The sequence below is a fragment of the Peribacillus muralis genome (assembly GCF_001439925.1).
Classification (GTDB): Bacteria; Bacillota; Bacilli; order Bacillales; family DSM-1321; genus Peribacillus; species Peribacillus muralis.
The window spans coordinates 93151-113706 of the sequence record NZ_LMBV01000006.1 but is presented as its reverse complement, the minus strand read 5'-3'; the positions used below and the strand labels follow the sequence as shown (position 1 = coordinate 113706).

Sequence of the window (20556 nt, the reverse complement as noted above, 5' to 3'; positions counted from 1 at the left end):
ACAGTATTTTCTGGCAAAAATGGGTAAGGATTGAATAAACTGCATTTAATTTGAGGAGGATATATATTATGGCAATCACTGCACAATTAGTTAAAGAATTGCGTGAAAAAACTGGTGCCGGCATGATGGATTGTAAAAAGGCGCTTGTACAAACGGAAGGCGATATGGAAAAAGCGATCGATTTCCTACGTGAAAAAGGAATTGCAAAAGCTGCCAACAAAGGCGACCGTATTGCTGCTGAAGGTTTAACTTCAATCGTTGTAGAAGGAAACCAAGCGGTAATTCTTGAAGTGAACTCAGAAACTGATTTCGTTGCTAAAAACGAAGGCTTCCAAGCTCTTGTTAAAGAATTGGCAGCATTCCTTCTTGCTAACAAACCTGAAAGCGTAGAAGTAGCATTGGAGCAAACAATGGAAAACGGAGCGAAAGTAGCAGATCATATCAATGCTGCAGTTGCTAAAATCGGGGAAAAATTAACTCTTCGCCGTTTCCAAGTTGTTACAAAAACAGATAGCGATGCATTTGGTGCATACCTTCACATGGGTGGACGTATCAGTGTACTATCCGTTCTTGAAGGCACAACTGACGAAGAAGCAGCTAAAGGCGTTTCCATGCATATCGCTGCGATTAACCCGAAATATATCTCTCGTGACCAAGTCGATGCTAGTGAATTAGATCGCGAGCGCGAAGTTCTTACACAACAAGCACTAAATGAAGGCAAACCAGAAAAAATCGTTGCAAAAATGGTTGAAGGACGCATCAACAAATTCTACGAAGAAATCTGTGTGAACGAACAAGCCTTCGTTAAGAACCCTGACCAAAAAGTTGGACAATTCGTTGAATCAAAAGGCGGAAAAATCCTATCATTCGTTCGTTACGAAGTAGGGGAAGGCCTTGAAAAACGTCAAGAAAACTTTGCTGAAGAAGTAATGAACCAAGTTAAAAAAGACTAACTGCTAAATAAAAATAGGGAACACTTTGGTGTTCCCTATTTTTTGAAACTTTTTGGCATTATGTTGATGGAAGCATGATGAACAACCGAATAAGATTACATAGTTGGAGGGTGTCATGAGTAACGCTAAATATAAACGTGTTGTATTAAAACTCAGTGGAGAAGCATTAGCCGGTGAAGAAGGATTTGGAATTAATCCTGCTGTAATTAAATCCATTGCTGAACAAGTTAAAGAAGTGGCAGAGCTTGATGTGGAAGTGGCAGTTGTTGTAGGCGGCGGAAACATTTGGCGCGGGAAGATAGGCAGCGAAATGGGCATGGATCGTGCCAATGCCGATTATATGGGAATGCTTGCGACAGTCATGAACTCTTTGGCTTTACAAGACAGCCTCGATCAACTAGGAATTGAAACACGCGTGCAGACTTCTATTGAAATGAGACAGGTTGCAGAACCTTACATTAGACGACGGGCTATCAGGCATCTGGAGAAAAAGAGAGTCGTGATTTTTGCTGCTGGTACAGGGAATCCTTATTTCTCTACGGATACGACTGCTGCTCTGCGTGCTGCTGAAATTGAAGCTGATGTCATCCTGATGGCGAAGAATAATGTGGATGGGGTATACAATGCTGATCCTGTTAAGGACAAAAATGCAGTGAAATATGACGAGCTTTCCTATCTTGATGTGATTAAAGAGGGCTTGGAAGTAATGGATTCGACTGCGTCCTCACTATGCATGGACAATGATATTCCATTGATTGTCTTCTCAATCATGGAAAAAGGCAATATAAAACGGGCCGTTTTAGGCGAAACGCTTGGAACTATAGTAAGGGGGAAATAAAAGATGCCGAAACAAGTTATTTCAAATGCGAAAACGAAAATGGAAAAAGCCATTGGCGCGTACACACGCGAATTAGCCAGCATCCGTGCCGGCAGGGCAAATGCCTCATTGCTTGATAGACTTTCGATTGATTATTATGGCGCTCAAACACCAGTTAACCAGGTGGCAGGCATTTCTGTTCCGGAAGCAAGACTATTAGTGATTCAACCTTATGATAAAACGGTTTTAGGTGAGATTGAAAAAGCGATTTTGAAATCAGACCTAGGCTTAAATCCTTCAAATGATGGATCGATCATCAGGATAGCCATTCCAGCGTTAACGGAAGAACGCAGAAAAGAGCTTGTGAAAGTAGTCAAGAAAGAAGCGGAAGAAGCGAAAATCGCTGTACGTAACGTACGTCGCGATGCTAATGATGACTTGAAGAAGCTTGAAAAAAATGGTGAAATCACGGAAGATGATTTACGCGGCTATGCGGATGACATTCAAAAAATGACGGATGCCAACATTACGAAAGTCGATGAAATTACGAAAGATAAAGAAAAAGAAATTTTGGAAGTATAATTTCCACCAAAAGAATTGATGGAATAAAGAGGGCCTAATCCTTACTGATCATGTCTTGGTTCTAACATATAGGTGTGCTTAAAAGAGAAAACTGTTATAATAAGGTTTCTCCGATAATGTGTACTCTTTGAGTTAGGATGTTGCATGAGGATGTTGGAGGTGGCCCTTTTTTTGCATTTTTAACAGATATCACAACCGGTACTGGAAAAAAATATGACATGATTACTCCCTTTCTCGCTTCTAATGAAGAAATAATTTTCATAATAATAATATGAGAACCAGTTTTTTTTTGATATTATAATATAGATTCTTTTTAATAAAGCATGATGTACATAGCGCACGAAAATTTTGCCTTTGTAGAGAGATAAGTACAACCTGATGGGGGACTAACGTATGTATTCACTATGGAAGCGTTTCGTTAAAAAAGATGCTTCTTCCGATGTAACAAATAGGATTCAGCATATTAAGCAGTTCGATGTTCCTCAGCATATCGCCATTATAATGGATGGAAATGGCCGCTGGGCGAAAAAGCGGGCAATGCCGCGGGTGGCGGGGCATCATGAAGGAATGAAAACCGTTCGTAAAATTACGAAAGTTGCCAATAAATTAGGGGTCAAGACTCTGACCGTCTATGCGTTTTCGACGGAAAACTGGAAACGTCCGAAAAGTGAAGTCGACTTTTTGATGAAGCTTCCCCAGGAATTTCTCGGGACCTTTTTGCCGGAGCTCATTTCTGAAAATGTAAGGGTGCAAACCATTGGCGACACGTCACTACTTCCGTCGCACACTCAAAACGCCGTTAAACGTGCGATGGAAGAGACAAAGGGGAATGATGGGATGATCCTGAATTTCGCTTTGAACTATGGAAGCCGGGGAGAGATTGTCTCCGCGGTGAATAGCATTATTCAAGATGCTAAGAATGGTATAATAAAGGAAGATGTATCTGAGAAAATGCTTTCCGGTTACTTGATGACCCAGCATTTGTCAGATCCTGATTTACTGATCCGCACAAGCGGTGAAATCCGTTTAAGTAATTTTATGCTATGGCAGGCTGCTTACACTGAGTTATGGTTTACAGAGGTGCTCTGGCCGGACTTTAGTGAGGAGCATTTACTGCAAGCGGTCGAGGAGTATCAAAAGCGTTCACGAAGATTCGGTGGCGTTTAATGTAGAAGGCGAGGAAATTGGAATAATGAAACAACGAATTATTACTGCGGTCGTAATTGCCGCTATCTTCATTCCACTAGTTATTTTAGGGGAGATTCCCTTTTTATTGACGGTTTATCTTATGGCTTCCATCGGTTTGTATGAACTGATGAAAATGAAAAAGCTGAGTGTGTTTTCGTTTGAAGCTATTCTCTCACACATGCTATTATGGGTGCTTTTATTGCCTGAACAATATACCTCTTTTTTAACGGACATTCATTATGATAAGGTACAAGTCTTTTTAATCGGGGTTTTGCTGTTATTATTGTATACCGTCATTTCAAAAAACCGATTTACTTTCGATGATGCCGGATTTTTAGTGATTTCTATCCTATACTTGGGTATTGGCTTCTACTACCTATTCGAAACACGTGACTCAGTAGACTTGGGCCTGATTTATATTTTGCTCACTCTATTTACGATCTGGGCAACGGATTCTGGAGCTTACTTCATTGGTAAGGCCATAGGCAAAAGAAAGTTATGGCCAGAAATAAGTCCGAATAAGACGGTCGAAGGATTCATCGGCGGGGTATTATCAGCGATGATAGTCGGTGTGCTCTTTTATGCATTCTCCAGTCTGGATTACACGTTAATTCAACTATTATTGATATCCTTGATCATTGGGGTATTTGGCCAATTGGGGGACCTTGTCCAATCGGCATATAAACGCCATTATGGGGTTAAGGATTCAGGAAAGCTTCTTCCGGGACATGGCGGAATATTGGACAGGCTTGATAGTGTAATATTCATTTTACCGATTTTGCATTTATTGCATGTTTTATAATATAAATATAGGCAAGCGTTAGGAATTAGGAGATGAACAATTTGAAAAATATCAGCCTTTTGGGGGCAACAGGTTCGATTGGTCAGCAAACAGCGGATGTGGTGAGGTCCCATCCTGAGCAATTCAAAATCGTGGCGCTTTCTGCTGGAAAGAATATAGAATTGGTGAGGGCTTATATAGAAGAGTTTAAACCGAAACTGGTTTCAGTCCAGACGGAAGAAGATTATCAAGTTTTGAAAAATGAATTCTTCAGCCGTAAAGATATTGAGTTCATGTATGGGGATGAGGGATTGACTGCAGTTGCTGTATACGATCAAGCGACGATATTGGTCAATGCCGTCATAGGAAGCGTAGGTCTCTATCCGACGCTCCAAGCAATCAAGGCTAAAAAAGATATTGCTATCGCCAACAAGGAGACTTTGGTTACGGCTGGTCATTTAATCATAAGTGAAGCGAAAAAAGCGGGAGTAAGATTACTCCCTGTAGATAGTGAGCATTCGGCAATTTTTCAAGCCTTGCAGGGGGAAAACGATAAAAACATTGAACGTCTGGTCATTACTGCTTCAGGCGGCAGCTTTCGCAATCGAACGAGGGAAGAATTGAAAGGGGTAACGGTGGAAGAGGCGTTAAACCATCCGAACTGGTCGATGGGAGCGAAAATCACGATTGATTCAGCCTCCATGATGAATAAAGGGTTGGAAGTGATTGAGGCGCACTGGCTATTCGATCTTCCTTACGATAAAATTGATGTATTGTTACATAAGGAGAGCATCATCCATTCCATGGTTGAATTTCATGACTCCAGCGTGATTGCCCAATTGGGATCACCAGATATGCGGGTACCGATTCAATATGCCCTTACTTATCCAGACAGGATACCACTTGCTGGGCGCAAACGCCTGAACTTGGCCGAAGCTGGAAAACTGCATTTTAGTGATATGGATTTCACTAGATATCCTTGTTTGCAATTCGCCTATAATGCAGGTAAAATTGGCGGAACGATGACAACCGTGTTGAATGCAGCCAATGAAGCGGCTGTTGCTGCATTTTTATCCGGAAAGGTATCTTTCCTTGAAATTGAGACGCTGATTGAAAAAGCGCTGGATCAGCATTCGGTCATAGCTCTTCCAGATCTGGAAACGATTTCTGAAGTCGATAATAAGACAAGGCAGTATATAGAATCTATAGTGAAAGATAGGTGATTGGAACATGCAGACTTTAGAAACGATTATTGCGTTCATCATCATTTTTGGCGCTCTTGTATTTTTCCATGAGCTTGGACATTTAGTGTTCGCGAAGCGGGCCGGAATTTTATGCCGTGAGTTCGCGATCGGTTTCGGGCCCAAAGTATTCACGTACAAAAAGAAGGAAACCGTTTATACGATTCGATTGCTCCCGCTGGGCGGTTATGTGCGCATGGCTGGGGAGGACGCAGAAAATATTGAACTGAAGCCCGGCTATCGTGTCGGATTAATGTTTGATCACGAAGAGAATGTTACAAAGATCATTATGAACAACAAAGACAAATATCCAGATATTCGTCTTGTGGAGGTCGAAGTGATCGACCTTGATCATAAACTTATCCTTACTGGTTATGAGGAGGGTGAAGAAGATACATTAAAGACGTTTGCCATTCATAAAGAAGCGGTAATCGTTGAAAATGGTGTCGAAAACCAGATTGCTCCATACGAGAGGCAGTTTGCCTCGAAGTCGCTCGGCCATCGCTTCATTACGATTTTAGCTGGACCCGCAATGAACTTTGTCTTGGCGTTTGTCATTTTTGTCTTGATCGGTTTATTCCAAGGAGTCGTCGTTGATGAAGCGAAGCTTGGTGAACTGACTCCGGAAGGATCGGCGGTAAATGCCGGGCTTAAGTCCGGGGATATCATTCAATCCATTGAAGGTAACGAAGTCTCCTCATGGGCAGATGTTCAGGAAAGCATCCAAAAGCACCCTGGGCAGGAGATTGAGTTTGTCGTTGATCGGGACGGAAAAACATTTGAAGTACCAGTCGTTCCTCAAGAAGTGGAAAGAGAAGGCAAGAAAATCGGGATTATCGGTGTTTATCCTCCTGTTGAAAAAGCGCCAATTAAAGCAATCCAATACGGTTTTACGGAAACGTATTTCTGGACAAAGCAGATTTTCATCATTCTTGGCGACCTTGTAACGGGTGGGTTTACGATTGACAGCCTATCTGGTCCTGTCGGAATCTACAAATCGACTGAAGAAGTGGCGAAGCAAGGTATCTTCACATTAATGAAATGGGCAGGATTGCTCAGCATTAACCTTGGAATCATGAACCTGCTGCCACTACCAGCTTTGGATGGAGGCAGACTGTTATTCTTTGTCGTCGAATTCTTAAGAGGAAAACCGATCGACCGGCAAAAAGAAGGAATGGTTCACTTCATCGGCTTCGCGCTGTTGATGCTATTGATGATCGTCGTAACATGGAATGACATCCAGCGGTTCTTCTTGTAAGCCCCGAATGGATAAAGTAAAACAGCCAGCAGATTTTTCTGTTGGCTGTTTCTTATCTCATAGTTTTTTAGCTGTTTTAGGGAAATAGTTTGTTTTCTAGCGAAATCGTCAGTATAATCGAGAATGAGAATAGTAAATAAGCTTTAAAGAAAAGAACCGAGGATTTTTTAGTGATTTGACCCGATGATACCATGGTATGAGTTTACTATGGCCATGGATTAATTTTAAGGAATTATTGAAGAGGTGCAGATATGAAACAAAGTATGACGTTGATCCCTACATTAAGAGAAGTGCCTGCAGATGCTGAAATCAAAAGCCATCAGCTGTTATTGCGTGCAGGATTTATGAGACAAAACTCCAGCGGGGTTTACAGTTTCATGCCGCTTGGAAAAAAAGTGCTCCAAAAGGTAGAAGCGATTGTTCGGGAAGAGATGGAGAATGCTGGCGCTGTCGAACTATTGATGCCGGCTTTACAACAAGCCGAACTCTGGCAGGAATCAGGACGCTGGTATACGTATGGCCCGGAATTGATGCGCCTTAAGGACCGTAACAACCGTGATTTTGTACTTGGTGCGACACACGAAGAAGTGATAACGAGCTTGGTTCGTGATGAGGTCAAATCTTACAAACGCCTTCCATTGGCGGTTTACCAAATCCAAACGAAATTCCGAGATGAAAAAAGACCTCGTTTCGGGTTGTTGCGCGGACGTGAATTCATCATGAAGGATGCTTATTCTTTCCATGCCAATCAAGAAAGCCTTGATGCCGTTTATACAAAAATATATGCAGCGTATTCTAATATATTTAGCCGTTGCGGTCTTGATTTCCGTGCCGTCATAGCCGATTCTGGGGCGATGGGTGGGAAGGATACCCATGAATTCATGGTCCTATCGGAAATTGGCGAGGATACGATCGCGTATTCGGATACTTCCGATTATGCAGCCAATATTGAAATGGCACCGGTAAGTGTGAAATATAAACAAAGCTCAGAGGAAAAAAGTGAACTGGAAAAAATTCATACTCCTGGTCAAAAATCGATAGAAGAAGTAGCTTCATTCTTGAATGCGAAAACAGATAAATTAATCAAATCATTATTGTTCAAAGTGGATGAAAAGCATGTGCTAGTATTGGTGCGCGGCGACCATGACGTCAATGACATCAAACTGAAGAATTTCTATAACGCTTCAGTCGTTGAATTAGCCGACCCTAACGAGACGAAAGAAGTCTTGGGTTGTGCAGTAGGTTCGCTTGGACCAATCAATGTCGCTTCTGAAGTGGAAGTAATCGCTGATGTTGCCATCGAAGCAATGGTGAATGGTATCTGTGGAGCAAATGACGAAGATCATCATTATGTGAACGTGAACGCGGATCGCGATTTTAACGTGAGCAATTATATCGATCTTCGCTTCATTCAAGCGGGTGACCCATCACCGGACGGAGAAGGGATCATTAAATTTGCCAAAGGAATTGAGGTAGGCCACGTATTCAAGCTTGGAACTAAATATTCCGAAGCGATGAATGCGACATTCCTTGATGAGAACGGGCGTTCACAGCCAATGATCATGGGCTGTTACGGAATTGGCGTTTCCCGCACACTTGCCGCCGTAGCTGAGCAGTTCAACGATGAAAAAGGGTTGGTTTGGCCAGCGAACCTAGCGCCGTACCAAGTCCATTTGATTCCAATCAATGTGAAGGATGAGGCACAAACTGCCCTTGCAGAGGATTTGTATTTTGATCTTAAGGCCAAAGGCATGGATGTTCTGATGGACGATCGTCAAGAACGTGCAGGGGTGAAATTTGCCGACTCTGACTTGATCGGGCTCCCTGTGAGGGTGACGGTCGGTAAAAAGGCATCCGAGGGGATTGTCGAAGTGAAAGTCCGTAAAACGGGTGAGGTACTTGAAGTTGAAAAAACTGAACTGACGCAAAAGCTTCAAGAAATACTTGGATAAATTTAAAAGGGGAAATCGGGCATCATTCTATTGGATGATGTCTTTCCTTTTCATGCATAAGGATAGTAGTGAATGCTTCGTGATATGATATAATAGCCTCTGATATCAACAAGGAAATGAAAAATATCTTAAGAGATAGTAGATAGGGGAGAGACGAAATGGATCAAAATCATAGCGGTAGAGAGAGATTTCAACTCTTGCTCCAGCAATTGGGCTTGATTGAGGATGCCTTTGTGAATTTTTTCATAGGTGCCGAAATTGATAAGCTCTCGATTGAGAGGGAGTCCAAAACATGGCATTTTGCCTTTAATATACCTGCATTAATACCTTGCAGTGTTCATACAAGACTTGCCACACATTTAGCGAGCACGTTTTCCCATATTGCCAAAGTGACCTTCACTTTGAATGTCGCCAATCCGCAAGTGACCGAACAGTTGGTGAAAGAGTATTGGAAGAACTGCATCGGAGAGTTAGAAGGCATGTCTCCAGCCCTTTTGTCACTTTTGAACGAACAAGTGCCGACAGTGAATGGATATAAACTGATTGTAAGTGCCAGAAATGATACTGAGGCAGGGCAGTTGAAAAGAAAGTACGCTGGAATCATCTCGAATATCTACCAAACATTCGGTTTTCCTCCACTGACGCTGGAGGCGGAAGTGAAGGAAGCGGTCTCGAATCCTGATTACCAGAAGTTCTTGGAAGAGAAACAAAAAGAAGACGCGGAAAAGGGACTGGCAGCCCTAGTGGAAATGCAGAAGAAGGAATCGGAAAAAGGCAGCGATGATGGCGCCTACGACGGCCCCGTTAAAATTGGCTATACGATTAAAGAAGATGCAGATTTCCGCAGGATCGAACAAATTATCGATGAAGAGCGCAGGATCGCGATTGAAGGCTTCGTCTTTGATGCAGAGGTGCGTGAACTTCGCAGCGGGCGCAGTCTGCTGACCTTTAAAGTAACCGATTATACGAGCTCGATCTTGGTGAAAATGTTTTCGCGTGATAAAGAGGATGCTGCCATACTGGCCCGTGTGAAGAAGGGGATGTGGGTACGAGCACAAGGAAGCATCCAAAACGATACATTCGTACGTGACCTAGTGATGATTGCAAATGATATCAATGAAATTTCCAAGCAAGGTCGCCAGGATAAGGCACCTGAAGGGGAAAAACGAGTCGAACTTCATATGCACACACCGATGAGTCAGATGGATGCAGTAACACCTACTGCCGCACTTGTAGCCCAGGCTGCGAAGTGGGGACATAAGGCAGTTGCCATTACGGATCATGCAGGTGCACAATCATTCCCTGAAGCTTACAGTGCAGGAAAAAAGAATGGCATCAAAATCCTTTATGGTGTCGAAGTGAACCTAGTGAATGATGGTGTGCCGATCGTCTATAATGAGGCGCATATATCTTTGGCTGATGCCACCTATGTCGTGTTTGACGTCGAGACGACAGGACTGTCAGCCGTTTATGATACGATCATTGAATTTGCTGCTGTGAAAATTCATGACGGCGATATCATCGATCGTTTCGAATCATTTGCCAATCCGCATCATCCGTTATCCAATACGACAATTGACTTGACGGGAATTACCGATGATCTTGTGGAAAATGCTCCTGAAGTCTCGGAAGTATTGGAAAAGTTCAAGGCATGGGCAGGAGATGCAATTCTGGTTGCCCACAACGCAGCTTTTGATATGGGCTTTTTGAATATCGGATATAAAAATATCGGATATGCTAAAGCTTCCAACCCTGTACTCGATACATTGGAACTTGCCCGCTTCTTATATCCGGAGTTTAAGAATCATCGCTTAAATACATTGTGTAAAAAGTTCGATATTGATTTGACCCAGCATCACAGGGCCATTTATGATGCCGAGGCTACCGGGTACCTTATGTTGAAGATGCTAAAAGACGCCATGGCAAAAGAGATTACCCATCATGATCAACTTAATGACAATATGGGAAAAGGAAATGCCTATCAACGTTCCCGTCCTTCCCATTGTACGTTGATCGCGCAAACACAGGCTGGTTTAAAAAACCTTTTTAAACTAATTTCAATATCGCATATCGATTATTATTATCGTGTGCCCCGGTTGCCGCGCTCACAACTTAAAAAGTATCGTGAAGGTATTTTGGTCGGTTCGGGATGCGATAAAGGGGAAGTTTTTGAAGGAATGATGCAGAAGGGTTTTGAGGAAGTCGTCGATATCGCCGAATTTTACGATTATCTTGAAATCCATCCGAAGGAAGTATATCAGCATCTGATTGAAATGGAATATGTCCGGGATGATAAATCGTTAGAAACGATCATCTCCAATATCGTCAAGCTTGGTGAAAAACTGGATAAGCCAGTCGTGGCCACGGGGAACGTACATTACTTGGACCCCAATGATAAAATTTACCGTAAAATCCTTGTGAATTCACAGGGTGGCGCAAACCCGTTGAATCGGCATAAGCTGCCGGACGTCCACTTTCGCACAACGGATGAAATGCTGCGCGAATTCTCCTTCCTTGGTTCCGAGAAAGCCAAGGAGGTCGTAGTGACGAACACGAATAAAATCGCTGATATGATTGAAGATATCAAGCCAATCAAGGATGAGTTATATACACCGAAAATTGAAGGTGCAGAAGAAGAAATGCGTGAGATGAGTTATGGCATGGCAAGGAAAATATATGGCGACAACCTGCCGGAAATCGTGGAAGCCCGTCTTGAAAAAGAATTGAAAAGCATCATTGGCCATGGTTTTGCCGTCATCTACTTAATCTCTCACAAACTAGTTAAAAAATCGTTGAATGATGGGTATCTTGTTGGCTCAAGGGGGTCGGTCGGATCATCCTTCGTGGCTACGATGACCGAAATTACAGAGGTAAACCCACTTCCACCGCATTATGTATGTCCTACATGCAAGAAATCGGAATTCTTCAATGACGGTTCTGTAGGTTCAGGGTTTGACCTGCCAGATAAAGACTGTCCTGACTGCGGCATTTCCTATACAAAAGACGGCCATGATATTCCGTTTGAAACGTTCCTGGGATTTAAAGGAGATAAGGTTCCCGATATCGACTTGAACTTCTCCGGTGAATATCAGCCTAAGGCCCATAACTATACGAAGGCCTTATTCGGTGAAGAATATGTGTATCGTGCGGGAACGATCGGTACGGTCGCAGAAAAAACGGCATATGGGTATGTAAAAGGCTATTCCGCTGATAATAATATCCACATGCGCGGTGCTGAGACGGATCGTCTTGTTGCCGGCTGTACTGGTGTGAAAAGGACAACAGGACAGCATCCCGGCGGAATTATCGTTGTTCCCGATTACATGGATATTTATGATTTCACACCTATTCAGTTCCCGGCGGATGACCGGAACTCCGAGTGGAAAACGACTCACTTCGATTTCCATTCCATACACGATAATATTTTGAAACTTGATATTCTTGGTCACGATGATCCAACTGTAATCCGCATGCTTCAAGATTTGAGCGGCATCGATCCAAAGACTGTACCTACAGATGATCCGGAAGTGATGAAAATTTTCAGCAGCACTGAATCATTAGGAGTGACTGAAGATCAGATCATGTGTAAAACGGGTACGCTCGGCATTCCCGAATTCGGGACGCGTTTCGTTCGGCAGATGCTCGAAGATACGAAACCTACAACCTTTTCCGAGCTTGTCCAGATTTCAGGATTATCTCATGGTACGGATGTATGGTTGAGTAACGCCCAGGAATTGATTCACAATCGGATATGTACATTAAGTGAGGTTATTGGCTGCCGCGATGATATAATGGTTTATCTGATCTATCAAGGCCTTGATCCTTCCCTTGCGTTCAAAATTATGGAATCTGTTCGTAAAGGTAAAGGGTTATCTGAGGAATTCGAAGAGGAAATGCGTAAAAATGAGGTGCCGGAATGGTATATCGATTCATGTAAGAAGATCAAATATATGTTCCCTAAAGCCCATGCTGCAGCTTACGTTTTAATGGCTGTCCGGATTGCCTATTTTAAAGTGCATCTGCCTTTACTATATTATGCAGCCTATTTTACAGTACGTGCCGATGATTTCGAAATCGACGCCATGACTAGAGGATCTCAAGCGATCAAAGGGAAAATGGAAGAAATCATGGTAAAGGGATTGGATGCATCCACAAAGGAAAAGAATACGTTGACTGTTCTTGAACTGGCTTTGGAAATGTGTGAACGCGGATATGCATTTGCTAAAGTGGATTTGTACAAATCCAGTGCCGACCAATTCTTAATTGAAGGAAACACGTTGATACCGCCTTTCAATTCGATTCCTGGTCTTGGGACGAATGCGGCGATCAATATCGTGAACGCACGCAAGAATGGTGAATTCCTCTCGAAGGAAGACCTGCAACAACGTGGAAAAGTTTCCAAGACCATTCTTGAATACCTTGATAAACAGGGATGCCTGGAGTCATTGCCTGAACAAAATCAATTATCCTTATTTTAAACAGGCAACGGATTTCAAAAAGGAAGAAACAGACATGATATTTGCATAAATATCTTGATTATGGTATATTTTTATTGGAAATACTAAGAGGAACCAATGGCAAGAGTGGGGAAACCCACTCTTTCGTGTTGTATTGACCATTTATTTTGAATCCGAAACCAAGCGCATACAACGCACGTATGGAGGAAACAAATGAGTAAAAAGGTAACGGAAGTTGTAGAAGAATTAGCATTACCAGTTCTTGAGGAATTGGAGCTTGAATTAGTTGAAGTGGAGTATGTGAAGGAAGGTAAAAGCTGGTTCCTTCGAGTATACATTGATAAAGAAACAGGCGTAGATATTGAAGATTGCGGAAATGTGAGTGAAAAACTCAGTGAAAAGCTTGATGAGGTTGATCCGATTCCACAAAATTATTTTCTCGAAGTTTCATCACCCGGAGCTGAAAGGCCTCTGAAAAAAGAGAAGGATTTCCTTAATGCTATCGGTAAAAATGTTTACATAAAAACATATGAGCCCATTTTAGATGAAAAAGAATTCGAAGGAATCTTAACCAGTTACGATGGTAAAGAAGTGTCGCTGGAAGTCAGGATCAAGACAAGAAAGAAAACGATCGTCATACCATTCGAAAAGGTAGCCAAAGCAAGATTGGCGATTACCTTCTCTTAAGTCAAGCAAAATCATTAATTAAATATCCGTAAGGGGGATCACCATGGGCAATGAGTTATTGGATGCTCTCTATATTTTAGAAAACGAAAAAGGAATTTCCAGGGAAGTTTTGATCGATGCGATTGAAGCCGCTCTTATATCGGCATACCGCCGTAACTTTAACCAAGCTCAAAATGTACGTATTGACTTGAATCTTGGTAAAGGAACGATGCGTGTATTTGCCAGAAAAGACGTTGTTGATGAGGTTTTTGATTCACGTCTGGAAATTTCTGTTGAAGAAGCAAGAGCAATTGATCCCAACTATCAGTTAGAGGACGTCGTCGAAATGGAAGTTACGCCGAAGGATTTCGGCCGGATTGCTGCACAAACTGCCAAACAAGTCGTTACTCAAAGGGTGCGTGAAGCAGAACGAGGCATCATTTATGCCGAATTCATCGATCGCGAGGAAGATATCATGACTGGCATCGTTCAACGCCAGGATTCTCGCTTCATCTATGTAAGCCTAGGAAAAATCGAAGCTTTGCTTCCCGTGAATGAGCAAATGCCGAATGAACAATATAAACCTCATGATCGCATTAAAGTTTTCATCACGAAAGTTGAAAAGACGTCGAAGGGCCCGCAAATTTTTGTATCCCGATCACATCCTGGACTTTTAAAGCGTTTATTCGAAATCGAAGTGCCTGAAATTTTCGATGGAACGGTCGAAATTAAGTCAGTTGCCCGTGAAGCAGGCGACCGTTCGAAAATCTCCGTTCATTCCGATAATGAAGAGGTCGATCCTGTCGGTTCCTGTGTAGGCCAAAAAGGACAACGTGTTCAGGCCATCGTCAATGAATTGAAAGGTGAAAAAATCGATATCGTAAAATGGTCGGAGAATCCGGTCATTTTCGTTGCGAATGCTCTAAGTCCTTCAAAAGTCCTTGAAGTCATCGTGAAGGAAGAAGAAAAAGCGACGACTGTTATCGTGCCTGATTATCAACTATCCCTTGCAATTGGTAAGCGTGGGCAAAATGCCCGTTTGGCTGCCAAACTTACTGGTTGGAAAATTGATATCAAGAGTGAAACAGAAGCTCGCGAGGCTGGTATTTATCCAGTGGAAGAACAGGAATTCCTTTTGAGCAGAGATAGTTATGTTAATGAAGAGGATACAGATTTCGAAGAGGATAACGAGTAATCCAGAGGTGAAAAAAGATGAATAGCCGAAAAAAAATCCCGATGCGTAAATGTGTGGCCACTGGCGAAATGAAGCCGAAAAAAGAACTCATTCGCATCGTTCGATCTAAAGAAGGGGAAGTCAGCCTTGATCCGACCGGAAAGAAATCGGGAAGGGGAGCTTATTTGACTCTTGATCGGGATATTATCGAGCTGGCCAAAAAGAAAAACGTGCTGGCTAATCACCTTAGTACCCAAATCGATTCTTCCCTTTATGAACAATTGCTTGAATTAGTGAATAAGGAGAAAAACTAACACCATGACCCAACAACAATGGATGTCTCTATTAGGTTTGGCCAATCGAGCACGCAAGCTAATTTCGGGTGAAGAATTAGTGGTTAAAGAGATTAGAAGCGGTAATGCCAAAGTTGTTATTTTATCCGCGGACGCTTCAAAAAACACTGAAAAAAAAATATCTGATAAGTGCGCATTTTATCAGGTTCCTTTAAAAAGAGTCGAAAGCAGGTCCATGCTCGGCCATGCGATAGGCAAGGATGCTAGAGTTGCCGTCGCAGTTCTGGATGAAGGTTTTGCACAAAAACTCCGAACGCTGCTCGATTAAATTTTACGGGGGTGAACGTATGACAAAATTGCGTGTATATGAATATGCAAAACAGAAGAACGTTTCAAGCAAGGATGTAATAAATAAACTTAAAGAAATGAATATAGAGGTAACAAACCATATGACAGCATTAGACGATTCAACTGTAAACAAATTAAACGATTCAATTAAACCTAAAACCGAAGATAAAAACCAAGCTGCTGAACCGAAAGCTAACGCTACCGTTGCAAAATACGAAGCGGAAGCAGATGAGAAAAGCACAGTAAATAAAGAAAAGTTAAAGAAAAAGCCACCAGTTAAACCTGTAGGTACGAAAAAACCGACAGGCCAGTTTAACCGGGGCCGAAATAACAAGAATAAAAATAACAAACAAAGACAACAAGCGCCTGCGGCTCCTGTTACAAAACGTAAAGAAAGAGAACTGCCAGAGAAAATTACGTTTTATGAGTCTTTGACTGTTATGGAACTTGGAAAAAAACTTCACCGTGAACCTTCTGAAATCATCAAAAAGCTCTTCATGCTTGGTGTGATGGCTACCATTAACCAAACACTGGATAAAGATGCGATTGAATTGATTTGTACGGAGTACGGTGTAGTGGCTGAAGAGGAAATCCGTGTCGACTTAACCGATCTTGAGTCATTGGTGACGGAAGATGCTTCAGAAGATTTGATTGAACGTCCGGCAGTCGTAACGATCATGGGCCACGTTGACCATGGTAAAACGACATTGCTTGATTCGATTCGTCACACTAAAGTAACAGAAGGCGAAGCAGGCGGAATCACGCAGCATATCGGTGCCTATCAAGTCGCGGTAAACGATAAGAAAATCACGTTCCTAGATACTCCAGGACATGCTGCGTTTACAACAATGCGTGCCCGTGGTGCTCAAGTTACTGATATTACGATCTTGGTGGTCGCGGCGGATGATGGCGTTATGCCTCAAACGGTTGAAGCGATCAACCATGCGAAAGCGGCTGAAGTTCCGATCATCGTCGCTGTTAATAAGATGGATAAAGAAGGAGCGAACCCAGACCGCGTTATGCAAGAATTGACGGAGCACGGTTTAGTTTCGGAAGCATGGGGCGGAGATACAATTTTCGTACCTATCTCAGCTAAAAACGGTGAGGGCATCGACAGCTTGCTTGAAATGATCCTACTTGTAAGTGAAGTGGAGGAGTATAAAGCGAATCCAACTCGTAAAGCAAACGGTACGGTCATCGAAGCACGCTTGGATAAAGGACGCGGATCGGTTGCGACATTGCTTGTTCAAAACGGTACGTTGAAAATCGGAGATCCAATCGTTATCGGTAATACATTCGGACGCGTGCGTGCAATGGTTAACGATCTTGGCCGCCGTGTGAAGGATGCAGGTCCGTCCACACCGGTTGAAATCACTGGATTGAACGAAGTTCCACAAGCTGGCGACCGGTTCATCGTCTTTGAAGATGAGAAAACGGCCCGTCAAGTTGGGGAAGTTCGTGCGCAAAGACAGTTGGCTTCACAACGTAATGAAAAATCCCGTGTAACTTTAGATACATTGTTCGAGCAAATGAAAGAAGGGGAAATTAAAGAATTGAACATCATCTTGAAAGCGGATGTTCAAGGTTCTGCGGAAGCAGTTGCAGCCTCCCTGAATAAAATAGAAGTGGAAGGCGCTAAAGTGAAGATCATCCACACTGGCGTCGGAGCCATCACAGAGTCTGATATCATCCTTGCCACAGCTTCCAACGCGATCGTCATCGGATTTAACGTCCGTCCTGACGTGAATGCGAAGCGTGCAGCTGAATCGGAAAATGTCGATGTCCGTCTTCACCGCATCATCTATAAAGCGATCGAAGAGATCGAGTCGGCTATGAAAGGGATGCTTGACCCAGAATTCGAAGAAAAAATCATCGGTCAAGCTGAAGTTCGTACGACGTTCAAAGTATCCAAGGTCGGCACGATTGCCGGTTCTTATGTTACTGAAGGAAAAATCACACGTGATAGCGGAATCCGCTTAATTCGTCAAGGTGTCGTCATTTTCGAAGGTGAAATTGATGCATTGAAACGTTTTAAAGATGACGTTAAAGAAGTGGCAACGAACTATGAGTGCGGTATCACCATTAAAAATTACAACGACCTTAAAGAAGGCGATGTAATTGAAGCATATGTGATGGAAGAGATCGAGCGTAAATGATCGTTGGCTCTGTCCAATGTGAATGCATCATCCATGACACCCATTCATTGAAAGAAAAACGAGCCGTGTTGCAGCGTGTCATGACACGGCTTAAGCAAAAGTTCAATATATCGGTGGCCGAAACCGATTTTCAGGATTTATGGCAGCGGACAAAGATCACGATCGTAACCGTAACATCCTCAAGGAAGGCTACCGAGAGGGAACTGCAAAATGCCCTGAAATTTCTAGATTCTTTTCCGGAACTAGAGCGAACAATAACAGATATAGACTGGCTTTAGGCTATCGAGGTGATATTATGAGCCTTCGTTCAAATCGTGTTGGCGAACAAATGAAAAAAGAGCTGAGTGAAATTATCGGCCGTAAAATAAAAGACCCGAGGATCGGATTTGTAACAGTGACGGATGTTGCTGTTACAGGAGATCTACAGCAGGCAACAGTTTACATTTCCGTTCTGGGCGACCAGGAGCAACGGGAAAAAACCTTGCAAGGGTTAGCAAAGGCCAAAGGATTCATGCGTTCAGAAATCGGGCAAAGAATTCGCCTGCGCAAAACCCCTGAACTGTTTTTTGAATTTGATGAATCGGTCGATTATGGCAATCGCATCGAGTCTTTGATTTCCCAAATCAATTCAGAAGATAAACCGGCTGAAAAAAACGAAGAATAAGCAAGCAGTAAAAAAGGAGGCTGACTCAGGTAAGTGCTTTGCACTTTTTGAAGTCGGCCTCTTTTTTTTGAAAATGAATGATGAGGTGACGGCCATGAACGGCATTCTTCCATTATGGAAACCAAAGGGAATGACATCCCATGATTGTGTATTTAAATTAAGAAAGATATTGAAAACAAAAAAAGTTGGGCACACAGGGACACTAGATCCTGATGTGACAGGTGTTTTACCGATTTGTATCGGCAGGGCAACGAAAATTGCCGAGTATTTGACAGAAGCCGGCAAGGCATATGAAGGGGAAGTGACGCTCGGTTTTTCCACGACAACCGAGGATGCAAGCGGTGAAAAAGTCGAGGAAAAAACGATTGGTGAAAGCATTTCGCGTGAACGGATTTTGGAAGTGTTGAAATCCTTGACAGGAAAAATCGAACAGACGCCGCCGATGTTTTCAGCTGTTAAGGTGAACGGGAAGAAATTGTATGAATATGCCCGGGCCGGTATCGAAGTGGAGAGACCGACAAGAGAGGTCACCATTTACGATATTACCCTTCTCGATGACCGTTCTGAATTCATCGGAGACACGATTTCTTTTCGGTTTCGCGTCAAATGCAGCAAAGGCACGTATATCAGGACGCTTGCTGTCATGATGGGTGAAAAACTGGGCTTACCTGCACATATGTCAGATTTGACAAGAATTGAATCGGCTGGCTTCAAGCTTGAGGACTGCTTTACGTTTGCCGAGGTTGAAGCATTCATGGAAACGGGACAAACGGATGATTTTCTACTGCCTTTGGAGCGGGGATTATTTCATTTGCCCAAATTTAAGATTAGTGATAAAGTAGCAAAGAAAGTACTCAACGGTGCGGTATTGGAACAAACAGGGGATGTTGCGGTCGATAAAGGCGAGCCGTTTGTGATGGTGGACCCATCCGATAAGGCGATTGCCATTTATCAAGTACATCCGACAAAAGAAGGATTAATTAAACCTGTAAAAGTATTTGCACAAGAATTATAGACCGTTTTGCCGTCGGAAAGAGGAGATTGAAAGGTGAAAGTGATTGCAATAGAGCATCCTCATCAATTTAATTCGGATGATTTTCCTGAGCTTGTAATGGCGCTTGGTTTTTTTGATGGGATACATAAAGGCCATCAGATCGTTATACAAACAGCCAAGCAAAAAGCAGAAGAAATGAACCTGAAATCAGCCGTCATGACATTTGATCCGCATCCTTCTGCAGTATTGGGGAGGACAACGGAAAATATCCGCTATATTACCCCACTTGAAGATAAGGTGGATATCATAGAGTCGATGGAGATAGATTATTTATTCGTCGTCCATTTCAGCAAGGAGTTCGCATCGGTATTGCCGGACCGGTTCGTTGACGATTACATTGTTGGGTTAAATGTCCGCCACGTAGTCGCAGGCTTCGATTATTCATACGGCCGCTATGGTCAAGGATCGATGGAAGATCTGCCTGTTTACGCACAGGGAAGGTTCTCACAAACCGTCGTTGCTAAGCAGACACTTGAGGATGCAAAGGTTAGCTCGACGAGAATTCGGGAGACCCTCCGTAATGGTGATTTCAATGATTTTCATCATTTGGCTGGCCGCCGCTACATAACGAAAGGTCATGTCATTCACGGTGAAAAACGAGGCAGGAAGCTAGGATTTCCCACAGCTAATATCGAAGTAAGCGATGATTACATTTTCCCTGCTACGGGCGTTTATGCTGTCAGGATTAACATAAACGGGAAATGGTATCATGGAGTCTGCAATGTCGGTTATAAGCCTACGTTTCATGAGGAAAAACCTAAATATCCTACTGTGGAGGTCCATGCTTTGGAGTTCTCGGGAGATATTTATGGCAGCGAGGTTTCAATTGAATGGCATATTAGACTTCGGAGTGAGCAGAAGTTTTCCGGGCTTGAAGCATTGGTGGCCCAGATTGAGGCGGATAAGCAAAACGCGATCGATTATTTTGCGGACCTCGAAGCATAATAGGATAGTAGAAGACAGGACTTGCAA

At 42.9% G+C, this 20556-nt stretch carries 18 protein-coding genes; all 18 read left to right on the top strand.

Annotated elements, in window-relative coordinates:
- Positions 1–68 precede the first annotated feature (68 nt).
- The 18 genes from tsf to ribF all read left to right on the top strand — a co-directional run bounded on the left by tsf (position 69) and on the right by ribF (position 20529).
- Positions 69–953: a translation elongation factor Ts gene (gene tsf / locus ASU00_RS10350; RefSeq protein WP_057913388.1), complete on the top strand. Its 885-nt coding sequence runs from the start codon at positions 69–71 to the stop codon at positions 951–953.
- 115 nt (positions 954–1068) lie between these two features.
- Complete coding sequence (gene pyrH, locus ASU00_RS10345) at positions 1069–1791, top strand: UMP kinase (protein WP_057913387.1); 723 nt, start codon at positions 1069–1071, stop codon at positions 1789–1791.
- Between the two features lie 3 nt (positions 1792–1794).
- Positions 1795–2352 carry a ribosome recycling factor gene (frr, locus tag ASU00_RS10340; protein ID WP_057913386.1) on the top strand — a complete coding sequence of 186 codons (558 nt, stop codon included), beginning with the start codon at positions 1795–1797 and terminating at the stop codon, positions 2350–2352.
- A 393-nt stretch (positions 2353–2745) separates the two neighbouring features.
- A complete protein-coding gene (locus ASU00_RS10335; protein WP_057913385.1) occupies positions 2746–3519 on the top strand; it encodes an isoprenyl transferase in 774 nt (257 codons plus the stop codon).
- A 25-nt stretch (positions 3520–3544) separates the two neighbouring features.
- Positions 3545–4342, top strand: coding sequence for a phosphatidate cytidylyltransferase (locus ASU00_RS10330; protein WP_057913508.1), 798 nt, complete (start codon positions 3545–3547; stop codon positions 4340–4342).
- Between the two features lie 41 nt (positions 4343–4383).
- Positions 4384–5544: a 1-deoxy-D-xylulose-5-phosphate reductoisomerase gene (dxr, locus tag ASU00_RS10325; RefSeq protein WP_057913384.1), complete on the top strand. Its 1161-nt coding sequence runs from the start codon at positions 4384–4386 to the stop codon at positions 5542–5544.
- A gap of 7 nt (positions 5545–5551) precedes the next feature.
- A complete protein-coding gene (gene rseP / locus ASU00_RS10320; protein WP_057913383.1) occupies positions 5552–6820 on the top strand; it encodes an RIP metalloprotease RseP in 1269 nt (422 codons plus the stop codon).
- 251 nt (positions 6821–7071) lie between these two features.
- Entirely contained in the window at positions 7072–8772 is a 1701-nt protein-coding gene (locus tag ASU00_RS10315; protein WP_057913382.1) for a proline--tRNA ligase, read from the top strand.
- A 158-nt stretch (positions 8773–8930) separates the two neighbouring features.
- Positions 8931–13250 (top strand): PolC-type DNA polymerase III, encoded by a 4320-nt coding sequence (locus ASU00_RS10310; RefSeq protein ID WP_057913381.1) that lies wholly within the window; start codon positions 8931–8933, stop codon positions 13248–13250.
- 249 nt (positions 13251–13499) lie between these two features.
- Positions 13500–13916, top strand: a complete 417-nt coding sequence (gene rimP, locus ASU00_RS10305; protein ID WP_413783516.1) for a ribosome maturation factor RimP — start codon at positions 13500–13502, stop codon at positions 13914–13916.
- A gap of 43 nt (positions 13917–13959) precedes the next feature.
- The gene (nusA, locus tag ASU00_RS10300; RefSeq protein WP_057913379.1) at positions 13960–15090 is read left to right on the top strand and encodes a transcription termination factor NusA; all 1131 of its coding nucleotides are present in this window, start codon (positions 13960–13962) and stop codon (positions 15088–15090) included.
- A 17-nt stretch (positions 15091–15107) separates the two neighbouring features.
- A complete protein-coding gene (rnpM, locus tag ASU00_RS10295) occupies positions 15108–15383 on the top strand; it encodes an RNase P modulator RnpM (RefSeq protein ID WP_057913378.1) in 276 nt (91 codons plus the stop codon).
- A 4-nt stretch (positions 15384–15387) separates the two neighbouring features.
- Entirely contained in the window at positions 15388–15690 is a 303-nt protein-coding gene (locus tag ASU00_RS10290) for a YlxQ family RNA-binding protein (RefSeq protein WP_057913377.1), read from the top strand.
- Between the two features lie 19 nt (positions 15691–15709).
- Positions 15710–17866, top strand: a complete 2157-nt coding sequence (infB, locus tag ASU00_RS10285; RefSeq protein ID WP_057913376.1) for a translation initiation factor IF-2 — start codon at positions 15710–15712, stop codon at positions 17864–17866.
- Positions 17863–18144 (top strand): DUF503 domain-containing protein, encoded by a 282-nt coding sequence (locus tag ASU00_RS10280; protein ID WP_057913375.1) that lies wholly within the window; start codon positions 17863–17865, stop codon positions 18142–18144. Before infB ends, ASU00_RS10280 begins: the two co-directional genes overlap by 4 nt.
- A gap of 17 nt (positions 18145–18161) precedes the next feature.
- The gene (gene rbfA, locus ASU00_RS10275; protein WP_057913374.1) at positions 18162–18530 is read left to right on the top strand and encodes a 30S ribosome-binding factor RbfA; all 369 of its coding nucleotides are present in this window, start codon (positions 18162–18164) and stop codon (positions 18528–18530) included.
- 94 nt (positions 18531–18624) lie between these two features.
- Positions 18625–19545, top strand: coding sequence for a tRNA pseudouridine(55) synthase TruB (gene truB / locus ASU00_RS10270; protein ID WP_057913373.1), 921 nt, complete (start codon positions 18625–18627; stop codon positions 19543–19545).
- A gap of 33 nt (positions 19546–19578) precedes the next feature.
- Positions 19579–20529 (top strand): bifunctional riboflavin kinase/FAD synthetase, encoded by a 951-nt coding sequence (gene ribF / locus ASU00_RS10265; protein ID WP_057913372.1) that lies wholly within the window; start codon positions 19579–19581, stop codon positions 20527–20529.
- The last annotated feature ends 27 nt before the right edge of the window (positions 20530–20556 follow it).

Coding starts and splice junctions, on each gene's coding strand:
- ASU00_RS10330 (WP_057913508.1), top strand. CDS start 3,545: ATGAAACAACGAATTATTACTGCGGTCGTAATTGCCGCTATCTTCATT.
- ASU00_RS10290 (WP_057913377.1), top strand. CDS start 15,388: ATGACCCAACAACAATGGATGTCTCTATTAGGTTTGGCCAATCGAGCA.
- rbfA (WP_057913374.1), top strand. CDS start 18,162: ATGAGCCTTCGTTCAAATCGTGTTGGCGAACAAATGAAAAAAGAGCTG.
- pyrH (WP_057913387.1), top strand. CDS start 1,069: ATGAGTAACGCTAAATATAAACGTGTTGTATTAAAACTCAGTGGAGAA.
- nusA (WP_057913379.1), top strand. CDS start 13,960: ATGGGCAATGAGTTATTGGATGCTCTCTATATTTTAGAAAACGAAAAA.
- ASU00_RS10315 (WP_057913382.1), top strand. CDS start 7,072: ATGAAACAAAGTATGACGTTGATCCCTACATTAAGAGAAGTGCCTGCA.
- frr (WP_057913386.1), top strand. CDS start 1,795: ATGCCGAAACAAGTTATTTCAAATGCGAAAACGAAAATGGAAAAAGCC.
- ASU00_RS10310 (WP_057913381.1), top strand. CDS start 8,931: ATGGATCAAAATCATAGCGGTAGAGAGAGATTTCAACTCTTGCTCCAG.
- infB (WP_057913376.1), top strand. CDS start 15,710: ATGACAAAATTGCGTGTATATGAATATGCAAAACAGAAGAACGTTTCA.
- truB (WP_057913373.1), top strand. CDS start 18,625: ATGAACGGCATTCTTCCATTATGGAAACCAAAGGGAATGACATCCCAT.
- ASU00_RS10280 (WP_057913375.1), top strand. CDS start 17,863: ATGATCGTTGGCTCTGTCCAATGTGAATGCATCATCCATGACACCCAT.
- ASU00_RS10335 (WP_057913385.1), top strand. CDS start 2,746: ATGTATTCACTATGGAAGCGTTTCGTTAAAAAAGATGCTTCTTCCGAT.
- tsf (WP_057913388.1), top strand. CDS start 69: ATGGCAATCACTGCACAATTAGTTAAAGAATTGCGTGAAAAAACTGGT.
- rnpM (WP_057913378.1), top strand. CDS start 15,108: ATGAATAGCCGAAAAAAAATCCCGATGCGTAAATGTGTGGCCACTGGC.
- rseP (WP_057913383.1), top strand. CDS start 5,552: ATGCAGACTTTAGAAACGATTATTGCGTTCATCATCATTTTTGGCGCT.